Origin of the sequence: Sulfoacidibacillus ferrooxidans, from assembly GCF_022606465.1 — a bacterium.
Taxonomy (GTDB): domain Bacteria; phylum Bacillota; class Bacilli; order Alicyclobacillales; family SLC66; genus Sulfoacidibacillus; species Sulfoacidibacillus ferrooxidans.
In genome coordinates, this window is record NZ_JALBUF010000005.1 from 105,025 (window position 1) to 118,965 (window position 13,941).

General features: G+C 44.1%; 14 protein-coding genes. All 14 read left to right on the forward strand.

Features of this window, described 5'->3' with window-relative positions:
- Nucleotides 1–94 precede the first annotated feature (94 nt).
- The 14 genes from topA (at nucleotide 95) to MM817_RS09290 (ending at nucleotide 13,917) form a co-directional block, all read left to right on the forward strand.
- Nucleotides 95–2,188: a type I DNA topoisomerase gene (gene topA / locus MM817_RS09225; RefSeq protein ID WP_241714054.1), complete on the forward strand. Its 2,094-nt coding sequence runs from the start codon at nucleotides 95–97 to the stop codon at nucleotides 2,186–2,188.
- 36 nt (nucleotides 2,189–2,224) lie between these two features.
- Nucleotides 2,225–3,541 carry a methylenetetrahydrofolate--tRNA-(uracil(54)-C(5))-methyltransferase (FADH(2)-oxidizing) TrmFO gene (gene trmFO, locus MM817_RS09230; protein ID WP_241714055.1) on the forward strand — a complete coding sequence of 439 codons (1,317 nt, stop codon included), beginning with the start codon at nucleotides 2,225–2,227 and terminating at the stop codon, nucleotides 3,539–3,541.
- Between the two features lie 84 nt (nucleotides 3,542–3,625).
- Nucleotides 3,626–4,531: a site-specific tyrosine recombinase/integron integrase gene (gene xerA / locus MM817_RS09235; RefSeq protein ID WP_241714057.1), complete on the forward strand. Its 906-nt coding sequence runs from the start codon at nucleotides 3,626–3,628 to the stop codon at nucleotides 4,529–4,531.
- 22 nt (nucleotides 4,532–4,553) lie between these two features.
- Nucleotides 4,554–5,090 (forward strand): ATP-dependent protease subunit HslV, encoded by a 537-nt coding sequence (hslV, locus tag MM817_RS09240; RefSeq protein WP_241714059.1) that lies wholly within the window; start codon nucleotides 4,554–4,556, stop codon nucleotides 5,088–5,090.
- Nucleotides 5,091–5,102: 12 nt separating this feature from the next.
- Entirely contained in the window at nucleotides 5,103–6,479 is a 1,377-nt protein-coding gene (gene hslU, locus MM817_RS09245; protein WP_272879876.1) for an ATP-dependent protease ATPase subunit HslU, read from the forward strand.
- 15 nt (nucleotides 6,480–6,494) lie between these two features.
- A complete protein-coding gene (codY, locus tag MM817_RS09250) occupies nucleotides 6,495–7,274 on the forward strand; it encodes a GTP-sensing pleiotropic transcriptional regulator CodY (RefSeq protein ID WP_241714063.1) in 780 nt (259 codons plus the stop codon).
- Between the two features lie 286 nt (nucleotides 7,275–7,560).
- The gene (gene flgB, locus MM817_RS09255) at nucleotides 7,561–8,022 is read left to right on the forward strand and encodes a flagellar basal body rod protein FlgB (RefSeq protein ID WP_241714064.1); all 462 of its coding nucleotides are present in this window, start codon (nucleotides 7,561–7,563) and stop codon (nucleotides 8,020–8,022) included.
- Nucleotides 8,022–8,456 carry a flagellar basal body rod protein FlgC gene (gene flgC, locus MM817_RS09260; protein ID WP_241714065.1) on the forward strand — a complete coding sequence of 145 codons (435 nt, stop codon included), beginning with the start codon at nucleotides 8,022–8,024 and terminating at the stop codon, nucleotides 8,454–8,456. The genes flgB and flgC overlap by 1 nt, the downstream gene beginning before the upstream one ends.
- A 9-nt stretch (nucleotides 8,457–8,465) precedes the next feature.
- Nucleotides 8,466–8,759: a flagellar hook-basal body complex protein FliE gene (gene fliE, locus MM817_RS09265; RefSeq protein WP_241714066.1), complete on the forward strand. Its 294-nt coding sequence runs from the start codon at nucleotides 8,466–8,468 to the stop codon at nucleotides 8,757–8,759.
- 27 nt (nucleotides 8,760–8,786) lie between these two features.
- Entirely contained in the window at nucleotides 8,787–10,325 is a 1,539-nt protein-coding gene (gene fliF / locus MM817_RS09270) for a flagellar basal-body MS-ring/collar protein FliF (RefSeq protein ID WP_241714067.1), read from the forward strand.
- A 12-nt stretch (nucleotides 10,326–10,337) separates the two neighbouring features.
- Nucleotides 10,338–11,348: a flagellar motor switch protein FliG gene (fliG, locus tag MM817_RS09275; protein ID WP_241714068.1), complete on the forward strand. Its 1,011-nt coding sequence runs from the start codon at nucleotides 10,338–10,340 to the stop codon at nucleotides 11,346–11,348.
- Complete coding sequence (locus tag MM817_RS09280) at nucleotides 11,341–12,162, forward strand: FliH/SctL family protein (protein WP_241714069.1); 822 nt, start codon at nucleotides 11,341–11,343, stop codon at nucleotides 12,160–12,162. The genes fliG and MM817_RS09280 overlap by 8 nt, the downstream gene beginning before the upstream one ends.
- Nucleotides 12,155–13,477, forward strand: coding sequence for a flagellar protein export ATPase FliI (gene fliI, locus MM817_RS09285; protein WP_241714070.1), 1,323 nt, complete (start codon nucleotides 12,155–12,157; stop codon nucleotides 13,475–13,477). Before MM817_RS09280 ends, fliI begins: the two co-directional genes overlap by 8 nt.
- Complete coding sequence (locus MM817_RS09290; RefSeq protein ID WP_241714071.1) at nucleotides 13,474–13,917, forward strand: hypothetical protein; 444 nt, start codon at nucleotides 13,474–13,476, stop codon at nucleotides 13,915–13,917. Before fliI ends, MM817_RS09290 begins: the two co-directional genes overlap by 4 nt.
- Nucleotides 13,918–13,941: the final 24 nt, after the last annotated feature.

The following is a 13,941-nucleotide window of genomic DNA, read 5'->3' on the forward strand; positions in this document are numbered from 1 at the left end:
CGCTATGTTACAATCACTTTTTTTCAAAGAATTTGCATACTCTTAGAGGACAGTGATAAGATGTGGTGAACTTAGGGAGGCGAGGAGGAGAACGATGGCAGACTATCTGGTCATCGTCGAGTCGCCAGCAAAGGCTAAGACTATTGGGAAATATCTTGGGGCTCGATACTTAGTTAAGGCGTCGATGGGACATGTACGCGATCTACCGAAGAGTCAACTTGGTGTTGATGTTTTACACGAATTCGAACCAAAGTATATTACTATACGCGGAAAAGGCGATGTATTAAAACAATTGCGTGATTCTAGCAAGAAGGTCAAAGCTGTCTATCTTGCGGCTGACCCTGATCGAGAAGGTGAAGCTATCGCTTGGCATCTCGCACAAAGTCTTGAAATTGATCCGAATAAACCTTGTCGTGTCGTGTTTAATGAAATTACTAAGCAAGCTGTTAAAGAAGCGTTTAAACATCCGCGCAAAGTCAACATGGATTTGGTACATGCTCAGCAAGCACGGCGTATTCTTGACCGCCTAGTGGGCTATCGGATCAGTCCGTTGTTGTGGAAAAAGGTGAAGCGTGGGCTTTCTGCTGGTCGTGTGCAATCAGTGGCTGTGCGATTGGTTGTCGATCGAGAACGTGAAATTAGGGCGTTTATACCAGAGGAATACTGGACTGTACACGCACTTTGTCAAAGTGATGGAGAATCATTTCAAGCGCAGTTTCACAGTTATGGAAAAAGCAAAGTAGAGTTACATTCAGAGCAGGAAGTCAATGAACTCCTCAGTCATATTGGTGAGTCGCAGTTCATTGTGCAGTCTGTGAAGGCAAGTGAACGTAAGCGCAATCCATCTGCACCTTTTATTACAAGTAGCTTGCAGCAAGAGGCTGCTCGCAAACTTTCTTATCGGTCACAAAAAACGATGGCAGTAGCGCAGCAATTGTATGAAGGCATGGAACTTCCAGGTGTTGGTGCCGTAGGTTTGATTACGTACATGCGGACAGACTCAACGCGTGTCTCAGATACTGCAATTGCAGAAGTGAGAGAATATATTCGCGAAACGTATGGTGACGCCTTTGTTCCAGAAACGCCACGTGAATATAGCGTAAAGAAAAACGCACAAGATGCTCATGAGGCGATTCGACCGACTTCCGTGACTTATCATCCTGATTCTCTTAAAGAAGTCCTGTCCCGAGATCAATTGCGGCTATACAGATTAATTTATGATCGCTTTGTAGCTAGTCAAATGGCTTCGGCCGTTCTTGATACATTGAGTGTAGATATTGGCGCACAAGATGCTGTATTTCGTGCCACTGGATCTAAAATTAAGTTTCCAGGGTTTATTAAAGTCTACACAGAATCAACGGATGATCAGCAAGATGAGCAAGGGTATTTACCAGAATTAAAAGTGGATCAAGTGATCACTCCTCATCCTGTATTGAAACCAGAGCAGCATTTTACACAGCCACCACCGCGGTTTTCGGAAGCGCGTCTGATTAAATCGATGGAAGAACTTGGTATAGGAAGACCAAGTACGTATGCACCTACTGTAGATACGATTCAGAGGCGTGGGTATGTATTAATTGAGGAGAAACGCTTTGTTCCAACTGAACTAGGGGAGATTGTGGTAGATCTTCTGAAGGAATTTTTCCCGACTATTGTAGATGTTGATTTTACTGCGCAACTTGAACAACAATTGGATCATGTGGAAGATGGCGATAGCAACTATGTGCAGATGCTTGACCAATTTTACAGTGGCCTTGAAGGTTATCTAGAAGTAGCAGAAAAAACGATGGAGCATGTTGAATTAGAAGAAGAGTACGCTGATGAGTACTGTGAAAAATGTGGTAGGCAAATGGTTTATAAACATGGTCGTTTTGGTAAGTTTCTAGCATGTCCTGGGTTTCCTGATTGTAGGAATGCAAAACCTATTGTCAAAGAAGTGGGTGTGAACTGCCCTCGCTGTGGGAAGCCGATCGTGGAACGCAGAGGAAAAAAACGCAAATTATTTTATGGGTGCAGTGGGTATCCGGAATGTAATTTTGTACTTTGGGATAAACCTACCGGCGTAGCATGCACATTTTGTGGGGAACCGCTCGTAAAAAAACGCAAAGGTAAGTTAGGTCAAGAAGTGATTGCTTGCTCCAATCCAGACTGTCATTATGAAGAGAAAGTTGCGCAAGAGACTCATTAAAAAAGGTATATTGGTTGTGGTCAAGAGGTGAAAAAGATGCAGACAAATGATTCTGTAACAGTCATTGGAGCCGGTCTTGCTGGCTCTGAAGCGGCATGGCAATTGGCTAAGCAGGACATTGATGTAACGTTGTATGAGATGCGTGGCGTTCAGTCGACACCTGCACATCGGAGTACGGATTTTGCAGAATTAGTGTGCTCGAATAGTCTTCGTGCCGCTAGTCTTACAAATGCAGTGGGATTGCTAAAGGAAGAGATGAGACGGCTTGATTCGTTGATCATACGGGCGGCAGATCGTTATGCCGTTCCTGCAGGAGGAGCACTTGCAGTGGATCGCGAAGCTTTTTCTGAGTTTATTACAAACACATTGACTGAACACCCGCGCATAACCGTGCGTCGAGAAGAAGTAGATCAATTGCCAGACGGCATTGTGGTCGTCGCCACAGGGCCATTGACGTCTGCGCGTTTAAGTGATGCCATTTTGGAATTTACAGGGCGTGATTCTCTCTATTTTTACGATGCCGCAGCACCTATTCTTGAGCGTGATAGCATCGATGAGTCGATTGCATTTATGGCCTCTCGATACGATAAAGGGGAACCTGCGTATATCAATTGCCCTATGTCTGAGGAACAATTTCAAGATTTCTATGAAGCATTGATTACGGCTGAGACAACTGCGTTAAAGGAATTTGAAAAAGAAGTGTATTTTGAAGGCTGTATGCCGATTGAAGTTATGGCGAAACGCGGACGCAAGACGATGTTATTTGGGCCGTTAAAACCTGTGGGACTTTTGGATCCGCGGTCGGGTCGTCAGGCGTTTGCTGTCGTTCAACTTCGTCAAGATAATGCAGCTGCTACACTTTTTAATATGGTAGGATTTCAGACACACCTAAAGTGGGGAGAACAGGCGCGTGTATTTCGTATGATTCCTGGATTGGAGCATGCTCAATTTGCTCGTTATGGAGTAATTCACCGAAATACTTTTTTAAAGTCACCTGAAATTTTGAGTGCAACCTATCAAACGAAGAAACGTGAAACTCTTTTTTTCTCTGGTCAAATGACGGGTGTCGAAGGGTACGTGGAATCTGCAGCTTCCGGATTGGTTGCAGGTATGAATGCAGCGCGATTGGCTAACGGACAAGATACACTTGTCTTTCCTAGAGAAACAGCAATCGGAAGTCTTGCACATTATATTACGCACGCAGATGCGAACCATTTTCAACCGATGAATGCAACTTTTGGTTTGTTACCGCTTCCGGAAGAGAAATTTCGTAGCAAAAAAGAAAAAAACGAAAAAATTGTGGCAAAATCACTCGATACAATTCAGAATTTTATGCAGATCATAGCTGTTTAGCTTGCAGGTGTATCTGTTTGCGTGGTACGATACGTTTGCTGACTTTGAGATACAGTGTGCCAACTAAAAGCGAGAGTGTCCTAGATGTCCGATGCGCAAATGCAACTGAGTGAAGAATGGGAAAAAAATATTCATGACTTTACGTTGCATCTTGATGTTGAACGCAATCTTTCTCGCCATACTGTATCTGCCTACATCAGTGATGTGTTATCATTTGCTGTTTGGTGCCAAACAGCACCAAGCCAAGTGACGCCCATAATGATTAGGCAGTATTTAGCACAACTGGTCGAAAAAGAACTCAGTAAGCGTTCGATTGCACGTCATATGAGTGCATTGCGGTCGTTTTATCGGTTTATGCGACTCCTTAAAGGGTTGCAAGTATCACCGATCGAAGCGATTCGTTCTCCTCGTCTAGATAAGAAGTTACCGTCGTTTTTGTATGTCGATGAGATTTTTCAACTGTTACGTGCACCTGATTGTACACAGCCATTAGGTATACGAGATCGCGCAATTCTTGAGTTTTTGTACGCCTCAGGCGTACGGGTTGCGGAATGTGTGGCGTTAGACTTAGCTGATTTGAGGATGGATAGCGGGCTTGTGTCAGTGATTGGTAAAGGTAATCGCGAGCGTATTGTCTTATATGGATCAGGTGCAAAAATGGCTCTTAGATCTTATATAGATCATGCAAGACCAAGTTTGGCTAAGGTAGATGAGGTTGCATTATTTGTGAATCACCGTGGTTCTCGACTGAGCGATCGGTCGGTTAGGAGAATTGTGGATCGATATGTGCAACAAATCGCATTGATCAAACATATTACGCCACACTCTTTTCGACATACATTTGCTACGCACTTACTAGAAGGTGGCGCTGATTTGCGAGTAGTACAAGAACTGTTGGGACATCAGAGTCTATCTTCAACGCAAATCTACACACATACCGCAAAGGAACATTTAATGCGAGTGTACGAGTTATCACATCCGCGCGCTTGATGTGAAAGGGGAAGTACAGGCAATGGGTGATTTTCATGCCACTACTATTTTTGCCGTTAAAACCGCTGACGGCGGGGCGATGGCAGGAGATGGACAAGTGACTTTTGGCAATACCATGATCATGAAAAAATCGGCAAAAAAAGTTCGACGACTTTATCGCAATCAGGTCATTGTTGGCTTTGCAGGTAGCGTTGCTGATGCATTTGCCTTATCTGAGCACTTCGAAAAAAAACTTGAAGAGTATCATGGCAATGTGCCTCGCGCAGCAGTAGAACTTGCAAAGATGTGGCGAACAGATCGCATGTTAAGCAAACTTGAGGCGATGATCATCGCCTTGTCAAAAGATCACTTACTACTGATCTCGGGTACGGGCGAAGTCATTGAACCAGATGATGGGATTTGTGCCATTGGTTCAGGTGGGGCGTACGCACTTGCTGCTGGACGTGCTCTTTTGCGACATGCTACTTTGTCACCAAGCGAGATGGCGCGCGCAGCACTTGAAGTTGCGGGTGAAATTTGTGTGTACACGAACGATCAAATTATTGTCGAAGAGATCTAGGGACGGGGAGGGTTGAAGATGCAAAATTTAACTCCGACTCAAATTGTGGCAGAGCTTGACAAGTATGTGGTGGGGCAAAAAGAAGCTAAGAAGTCGGTTGCTATTGCATTGCGCAATCGATATCGACGTGCGCGTTTACCTGAGGAATTACGCACTGAAGTGACGCCTAAAAACATTCTTATGATCGGACCTACGGGTGTAGGTAAAACTGAGATTGCCAGGCGTATTGCAAAATTAACAGGTGCTCCTTTTGTGAAAGTGGAAGCGACAAAATATACGGAAGTCGGCTATGTTGGTCGCGATGTCGATTCGATGGTGAGAGATTTAGTTGAGACATCTATTCGTATGGTTAAAAGCGAACGATTACAAGATGTGGGATTTAATGCGGATTTCCAAGTGAATGAACGATTATTAGAAGCGCTTGTACCTGATGCCGAAGCAAGTCATTTTCGCAATCCGCTTGAGGTTCTGTATTCTGGTGCCCAAGGGAAACGCAAAGTATCCGATGATATTGTTCGTCAGCGCGAGAATTTGCGCGCAGATTTGATGGCAGGGAGATTGGAAGGGCAGATGGTGGAAATTGAGGTGGAGAGTCAAGTCACTCCATCGATGGACATGGTGCCCGGCATGACTGGAGAAAATTTAGGGAATCTTCAAGATGTATTAGGTAGTTTTATGCCGCGTCGCAAAAAAGTGCGTAAGGTCACTGTTGCTGAAGCGCGAAAACTATTGGAACAAGAAGAAGCTCAAAAATTAATTGACATGGATGATGTGATCAGCGAAGCTGTTCGTCGCGCAGAAGAAAGTGGCATTATTTTTATCGATGAGTTTGATAAAATTGCTGTTCGATCGGGCGTGGAGGGTGGAAATGTCTCCCGTGAAGGTGTGCAGCGCGATATTTTACCCATTGTTGAAGGATCCACGATTATGACGAAGCACGGACCTGTCAAGACTGATTATGTCTTGTTTATTGCAGCTGGGGCTTTTCATATGGCTAAACCATCCGATCTGATTCCGGAATTGCAAGGTAGGTTTCCCATTCGCGTTGAATTAGATAGTTTAACAGCAGATGATTTTGAACGCATTTTAACTGAACCTGAGCATGCGTTATTAACACAGTATACAGCTTTGTTGGAAACAGAGGATGTTGCCGTTCAGTTTACGCCAGCTGCTGTACGTACGATCGCAGAGTTTGCAACTGAAGTGAATGCGACTACTGAAAATATTGGTGCCCGTAGATTGCATACCTTGGTTGAACGGGTTCTTGGTGATTTATTATTTGCTGCACCTGATATTGGAATTACTGAAGTGATCATTACACCAGCTTATGTAGAAGAAAAGTTGGGTACAATTGCACAAAATCGAGATTTGAGTCAATACATTTTATGATAGGGGGAGTTTATAATGGATTTGTTAGCTAAAACGAGAAGGATTAATCGCTTGTTGCAACGTGCTGGACAGTTTGTTGATTTCGTGGAGATTGCTGAAGTGATGAGGGAAGTTATCGCGGCAAACGTTTTTGTTGTGTCGCGATCAGGTAAGATTTTGGGGTATTCAATTGTGCACGAATTTGAAAAATCAGTAACGAATGAAGAGGTTCTTTCACAACGTGTTTTCCCACGAGATTACCATACGCAATTATTGCGGCACGATGTAACTGCTGCAAATATTGATGATGAAGATCCATTTTGTGTGTTTCCGGAAGCCATCACGCAAATGTTTTCAAAAAAATATGTAACTATTGTGCCGATTATTGGCGGTGGAGAACGCTTAGGAACGCTGATCCTAGCTCGTTTTAATGCAGAATTTACGGATGAAGATTTGCTGTTGGGTGAATATGGCGCAACGGTAGTTGGTATGGAGATCTTGCGGTCACGTGCACATGAGATGGAAGAAGATACAAGGTCGCGCGCAGTTGTGCAAATGGCTGTTGATTCACTTTCCTTTAGTGAGCTTGAGGCGATTGAGCATATTTTTGAAGAGTTGGATGGGCGCGAAGGGTTGCTCGTGGCAAGTAAGGTTGCAGATCGTGTGGGAATTACTCGCTCAGTCATTGTCAATGCGTTACGGAAGTTAGAAAGTGCCGGCGTTATTGAATCGAGATCACTCGGAATGAAGGGTACTTATATACGTATTTTGAATGATAAGCTGTTGCCGCAATTGGATAAAGTTCGCAATAGGTAGGCTAATCAGCATTTATGAACATTCAACGACGATGTAGTGATAAACCGATTGCTTGCATGGGTCGGAATAGTATATAAGCATTAGCTTACTCTATTGTTGTAACAAACGAGTCGCCATCCTGGTATTCCCGGTGTTGGCGACTCGTTTGTTATTTGTGGTTAAGATAAAGTTGATTTTGCTTGTTTTTTGTCGCAATGAGTCGATTCTTATGCAGGATTTTTGTTTCTTATGTTGAATGTTATATATTGAGCTTGTTAGGGTTGAATACAGGTTAGGATTTATGGAGGTGAAGATACACGTGAGCTTGCTTGATACAACGTATATGAATTCGATGCAATCTGCGTTAAATGCAAGTTTATTGAGACAACAAGTCTATGCCAATAATATTGCTAATGTAAACACGCCAGGCTATAAAAGAGAGCAAGTACATTTTGATTCGATTTTGCAAAGTCAACTTGCGGCAAGTGGGCAAAGCATGGGTATAAGTACAGGTGTTGTCCAACCGTTGTCGCTCGAGGCAAATAATACACGCGATATAGGAACAAATGTAGGCAGTGCTACAGCGCTTGGAACTGTGTCCCCAGTGGTGACAACGGATTCCTCAACAGCGATCGGTGGGAATGGCAATAATGTCAACGTGGATGCAGAGATGAGTGCGTTAGCTGAAAATCAGGTAGGGTATGGGGCGTTAGTTCAGGATATGAACGATCAATTTTCAATGCTTCGCACAGCTATTCTAGGGAGTTGATGGGTGTGGGATTATTTGATGGCATGTCGATTAGCGGTTCTGGCTTAACAGCCAATCGCACCTGGCTTGATGTTATTGCTAACAATATTGCAAATGCAAATACGACGCGCACTCCCGCAGGTGGACCCTATCGGGCAGAAGAAGTGGTTTTCTCTCCAGGGTCAGCTTCTTTTTCTTCTGCTTTAGGTAACGCAACGGGATCAACTTTGCAAGGTGTGCAAGTATCGGGGATTGTTTCTGACCCTGCACCTTTTAAATTAGTCTATGATCCGAGTAGCCCAGATGCTGTGAATGGATATGTTCAAATGCCAAATGTCAATATCGGTACTGAGATGATGAATATGATTTCTGCTACACGGGCGTATGAGGCAAATGTGACTGCATTTAATGCGGCAAAGACGATGGATACTCAGTCAATTTCGATTGGAAAGTAGGACACATAGATGATTCAACCTATAAGTAGTATTGGTTCTTTGGCAACTTTACCGCTACAATCTGGTGCTCCTTCCGCAGGTTCGGGATCCTTTTCATCCCTTTTAGGTCATGCGCTTCAGTCGGTGAATGCTTCTGTGACGCAGGCAGAACAGCAGGGTATAGGTCTTGCAAGTGGGACTTCACCCAATATTGCGAGTGTGATGACGACAGCCACTAAGGCGGAGTTAGCTGTAGATATGGCCGTCCAGGTGCGCAATCGGGCCATTTCAGCTTATGACCAGATCATGAATATGCAGGTTTAAGGCTAGGGCTAAGGTGGATATAAGCGGATGAATGAAGTTTTCATGAACCTGATAGCGCGTATAAAGAGCTATTATCAGGGTCTGGAGTCCAGACAACGTAGAAATGTATTGCTAATCGCTATATTTTTCATTTTAACGATTATTATTCTTTCATTTATTTTTTTAAATCCTAATTATCAAGTGGTCTTTTCTAATTTAGGTGCGAAGTCAGCTGGTCAAATTACACAAAAATTAGACCAAATGAAGATTCCGTATCAATTGCAAGGGAATAGCATCTTAGTACCAGCTGCAGATGCTGATAAAGTCCGCATTGACATGGCTATGAATGGTCTTCCGGCAAGTGGAACGATTGATTATTCATCAATTTTCGATCAAGGTAATCTCTTTGGGATGACGTCGCAAGAGCTTGATTTGCAGACGCTCGATGTACTAGAACAACGAATTGCACAGTCCATTGACTCCATTAATGGCGTTGAGAGTTCTCAAGTGAATATTGTTGTTCCGCAACAACAGACCTTTCTTGATCCAAGTGTCGATATGGGTGCAAAAGCATCAGTCCTAGTCACTGTAGGAGCGGGTGCGTCTCTTATGCCAAGTCAGGTTTTTGGTATTCAACAGCTCGTTGCACATGCTGTCCAAGGCTTAAACGCCAATCAAGTGTCTGTTATTGATCAATACGGAAATGATCTATCTTCAACTTCAATGAATGCCGCTAGTATCGGAGCCTCAAGCCAATTAACTAATGAATTGAACATGCGTACTGCTCTTGAGCAGTCGATGGAAAGTGAATTAAAGTCTAGTTTAGTCAAACTAGTTGGCCCAGGGAACGTCGAAGTTGTCGTGCATGCTAACGTCACTTTTAATGCTGTGAAACAGCAACAACATATTGTCAAACAAGGTCCGATCTTATCTGACCAGGCGGAATCGTCTTCTAGCACTGGTGGTGCTTCAAGTAGTGCGGGTGGTATCGCAGGACAAGCCACACAAAATCCTAATATTCCTACCTATGGCACATCTGGTTCAGGATCTGGTTCGTCATCTGCTGATCGTTCGTCTACAAATAATTACGACAATAGTTATACGGATACATCGACAACATTTGATCCTATGCAAATACAAGGATATACAGTGAGTGTGTTAATCAATGCGAATTCCATTAAGTTGACAAGCGCTTTGACGCAAAGCATTCAATCCTATGTTCTTACTTCTATGGGTCAACAGGCGACGGGGAAGATTTCTCCTAGTGTAACTGTACTTGGCATACCATTTGCCCCAGGACAAGGAAATACACCTGTTGCACCAAACTTTTTCAACTCTCCGCTGGCATTTGGTGGACTTGCAGCATTATTGCTACTCGGTGGTGGGTTAACGACATTTTTGGTGATGCGTTCACGCAATCGTCAACGACTTACAGATGATGCATTAGATTCTCTGTCTGTTGCATCTTTAACAAGTCCTCCGCCAGAGCCTGAAGACGTGACATTGTCTAAACAGTTACAGGAGTTGGCGGTGAAAAAACCGGATGCGTTTGCTTCATTATTACGGACCTGGTTGTCTGATGAATAGGAGTGTGGGGTAATGGCGCGAACTGACCAATACACCAATCGCCAAAAAGCAGCAATTTTACTCATTGCGCTCGGACCTGATGTGGCTTCCACTGTGTATCATCACTTGCGTGAAGATGAGATCGAAGACTTGACATTAGAGATAGCGGCGTTGCGGCGCGTGGAAAGTCTTGATCGTTCATCTATTTTAAAGGAATTTCATGAGTTGGCCGTTGCACAAGATTACATAACCCAAGGCGGTATCGAATATGCTCGGGAAATTTTGCAAAAAGCACTTGGGACGGATCGAGCTATAGCAATCATTGATCGCTTGACCGCATCACTCCAAGTACGACCGTTTGAATTTGCAAGAAAGGCAAATCCAAGTCAAGTGTTGGGCTTTATCGAAAATGAACACCCTCAAACGATTGCTCTTGTGCTTTCGTATTTAGATGCACCACAAGCTTCTGCCATTTTAGGTGCGTTGCCTGCATTACTTAGAACGGAGGTTGCAAGACGAATCGCCACTATGGATGCGATGAGTCCTGAAGTTGTGATGACAGTCGAGCGAGTACTTGAAAATAAGCTTTCTCAGACTGCTTCTCCAGATTCGATGAATGTAGGCGGGCTAGATGCGATTGTTCAAATTATTAACGGAGTGGATCGTGCCACTGAGAAGAGCATTTTAGAGCAATTAGAAGAAAATGATCCAGAGTTAGCTGAAGAAATCAAAAAACGCATGTTTGTGTTCGAGGATATTGTCTTCCTCGATAATCGAGCGATTCAGCGTATCATTCGTGACATTGAGCAGGCTGATCTACAGCTCTCATTGCGCACGGCAAGTGAAGATGTACAAGAAGCGATTTATCGCAATATGTCCAAGCGCATGGTCGAGACTTTTAAACAAGATATGGAGTTTGCAGGTCCTGTACGTCTACGAGATGTAGAAGATGCACAGCAGCGAATAGTAGCGCAAATCAGGCAGCTTGAGGAAATGGGCGAAATTGTGATCACTCGTGGTGGAGGCGATGATATTCTTGTCTAAAATTGTACGACTTCCATCGACAGACTTGCCAACACGCATGATTATGATCACACCACCATCATCCACTCTTCTGGATAGCAATACAGCTGTAGATGATGATTTGCAGGATGCTATATGTCACGATCCACTTGTTGAATGGCAAAAAACACTTCAAACATTACATGATGAGATTGATGCACAACAAGCTGTTCTTACAGCATTGCAACAACAGACTGAAAAAGATAAACAAGAAGCGCAACAGCATGTGCACAACCTTTTGGAACAAGCGCGATTAGATGAGCAATCAATTCGCGATAAGGCGTACCAATCAGGCGAAAAAGAGGGTTTCAAAGCGGGAGAAGAAAGTGCAAAAAGTCAGTATCAGCAACTCATTATGCAAGCGCAAGATGTGCTGTTGTGCGCACAGATAGAGCGTAAAGAGCGAGTGAAAAGCTCGGAGTCTATGATAGTTTCACTGGCAGTGGACATTGCAAAAAAAGTCGTAGCATCACAAGTCCTTGTGGATGATAGTGTGGCTGCTCGTTTAGTCTCAGGTCTTCTACATGAGGTGGATAAAGCAAAGCGAGTAGAGTTGCGTGTGTCTCCCATCGAGTTAGATATCGCGCTTGGACATAGGCGAAGCTACGAACAATCACTCCATCATCAGGCTGAACTTCTCATCATCCCCGATGCTAGTTTATCTAAGGGAGATGTAGTCATTGTGACGGAGATCGGGAGTATTGATAGTCGTTTATCCACGCGCTTACAGGAAGTTGAACACGCGTTGCTAACGTGTGCACAGCATGTTGAAAAAGGCGAAGCAAGTGATGAGTAAGCGACTGGTCGGCTATCAACAGTGTCTGGATCGCGCAAAATTGCATCGGGTTCATGGACGAATCGAAAAGGTTGTAGGACTTACGATAGAGTCAAAGGGGCCTTCAGCACGTATTGGTGATCTATGCGTGATTCTGTCTGATGATGGTGCAGAGTCATTGTGCGAAGTGGTGGGTTTTCGAAAAGATGACGTCCTTCTTATGCCACTCGGGTCTGTGGAAGGCCTGTCACCTGGAAGTGAAGTGCGAGCCACAGGTGAGTCATTGAAAGTTCGCGTAGGAGTGGAACTTTTAGGACGTGTCGTGGATGGATTGGGCAATCCTATAGACGGCATCCACTCGCTCACAGATGGTGAGTGGATGCCGCTATACCGTACGCCTCCACTACCGCTGTCCCGCCCGTTGATTGATACGCCATTATGTACGGGTGTTCGCGTGATCGATGGGTTGCTCACTATTGGGCAAGGACAACGAATTGGGTTATTCGCAGGTAGTGGTGTAGGTAAAAGTACCTTACTTGGAATGATTGCAAAAAATAGCGAAGCTGATGTGAATGTCATCGCTCTCATTGGCGAAAGAGGACGCGAAGTAAGGGAATTTATCGAACGAGATCTTGGAGAAGAAGGACGTAAACGATCTGTTGTTGTCGTTGCTACATCTGATCAACCGGCACTTGTACGTGTAAAAGGGGCGTTTACGGCTACGGCTATTGCAGAATATTTTCGCGATCAGGGCCTCCAAGTAGCACTCATGATGGATTCTGTCACAAGATTTGCTATGGCTCAACGCGAATTGGGCTTAGCAGTGGGTGAACCACCAACGGCTCGTGGCTATACGCCTTCTGTGTTTAATTTATTGCCAAAGTTATTAGAACGAGCTGGACGATCAAAAAAAGGTGCAATTACTGGGATTTATACGGTTTTAGTCGATGGGGATGATATGCAAGACCCTATCGCTGATGCGGTAAGAGGTATTTTAGATGGGCATTTTGTCTTAAGTCGAGATCTTGCCAATCGCGGGCATTTTCCTGCGCTTGATCCATTGCAAAGTGTTAGTCGGCTCATGGGAGAATTGGTCACACGTGATCAATTGCAGGCAGCCATACAAGTGCGGTCCCTCCTTGCAGCAAAACGTGATGTGGAGGATTTGATCCGCATTGGGGCGTATCAAAAGGGGACGGATCGGACAGCTGATTTGGCTATTGAATTAGAGCCTCATTTGATGACTTTTTTAAAGCAAAGAAAAGATGAAAGCACTGATTTTCAATCAACGGTTCAAGTTCTTGAAGCGATTGCAAAAGGAGTGATGAGCGGATGAATGATACTAAACGAATTCGTCGTATGGGACATCTCTACACTCAATTACTTAAGGCTAAAGAACAGGAGCAACAACAAATACGCCTTCAAGTCGAAGCAAAGCGCCATGAACTTGAAGAAGCTAAATTTGCCATTGCCGAGGTGATGTCTGCTAGGGAAGAGACAGTTACAGCTGCAGCTACTGTGCTTGAATGGTACCACTATGAATCGCTCTTAGAACTGCATATGGTTCAAAAAGAACAGGCTGTGAGCGCCCTTGAAGTGACGTTAAAAGATGCTGTGGAGAGTACTAAGATTGCTTATCAAAAGTCTGAGACGTGGAAGCGTTTTGGAGAACAAATGGATAGCATTGCGCATGTAGAAAGAGAGCGAAAAACCATCGTGCATAACGATGAATTAGCGCTAACCCGTAGACTTATAGGTGACAGTGATGAAAAGTAACGGAAAGAAGATAAAAGAGACAAA

Excerpts from the sequence above, each read along its gene's own strand:
- hslV (WP_241714059.1), top strand. The coding sequence starts at position 4,554 with ATGGGTGATTTTCATGCCACTACTATTTTTGCCGTTAAAACCGCTGAC.
- topA (WP_241714054.1), top strand. The coding sequence starts at position 95 with ATGGCAGACTATCTGGTCATCGTCGAGTCGCCAGCAAAGGCTAAGACT.
- fliE (WP_241714066.1), top strand. The coding sequence starts at position 8,466 with ATGATTCAACCTATAAGTAGTATTGGTTCTTTGGCAACTTTACCGCTA.
- fliI (WP_241714070.1), top strand. The coding sequence starts at position 12,155 with ATGAGTAAGCGACTGGTCGGCTATCAACAGTGTCTGGATCGCGCAAAA.
- codY (WP_241714063.1), top strand. The coding sequence starts at position 6,495 with ATGGATTTGTTAGCTAAAACGAGAAGGATTAATCGCTTGTTGCAACGT.
- fliF (WP_241714067.1), top strand. The coding sequence starts at position 8,787 with ATGAATGAAGTTTTCATGAACCTGATAGCGCGTATAAAGAGCTATTAT.
- flgC (WP_241714065.1), top strand. The coding sequence starts at position 8,022 with ATGGGTGTGGGATTATTTGATGGCATGTCGATTAGCGGTTCTGGCTTA.
- fliG (WP_241714068.1), top strand. The coding sequence starts at position 10,338 with ATGGCGCGAACTGACCAATACACCAATCGCCAAAAAGCAGCAATTTTA.
- MM817_RS09290 (WP_241714071.1), top strand. The coding sequence starts at position 13,474 with ATGAATGATACTAAACGAATTCGTCGTATGGGACATCTCTACACTCAA.
- xerA (WP_241714057.1), top strand. The coding sequence starts at position 3,626 with ATGTCCGATGCGCAAATGCAACTGAGTGAAGAATGGGAAAAAAATATT.
- trmFO (WP_241714055.1), top strand. The coding sequence starts at position 2,225 with ATGCAGACAAATGATTCTGTAACAGTCATTGGAGCCGGTCTTGCTGGC.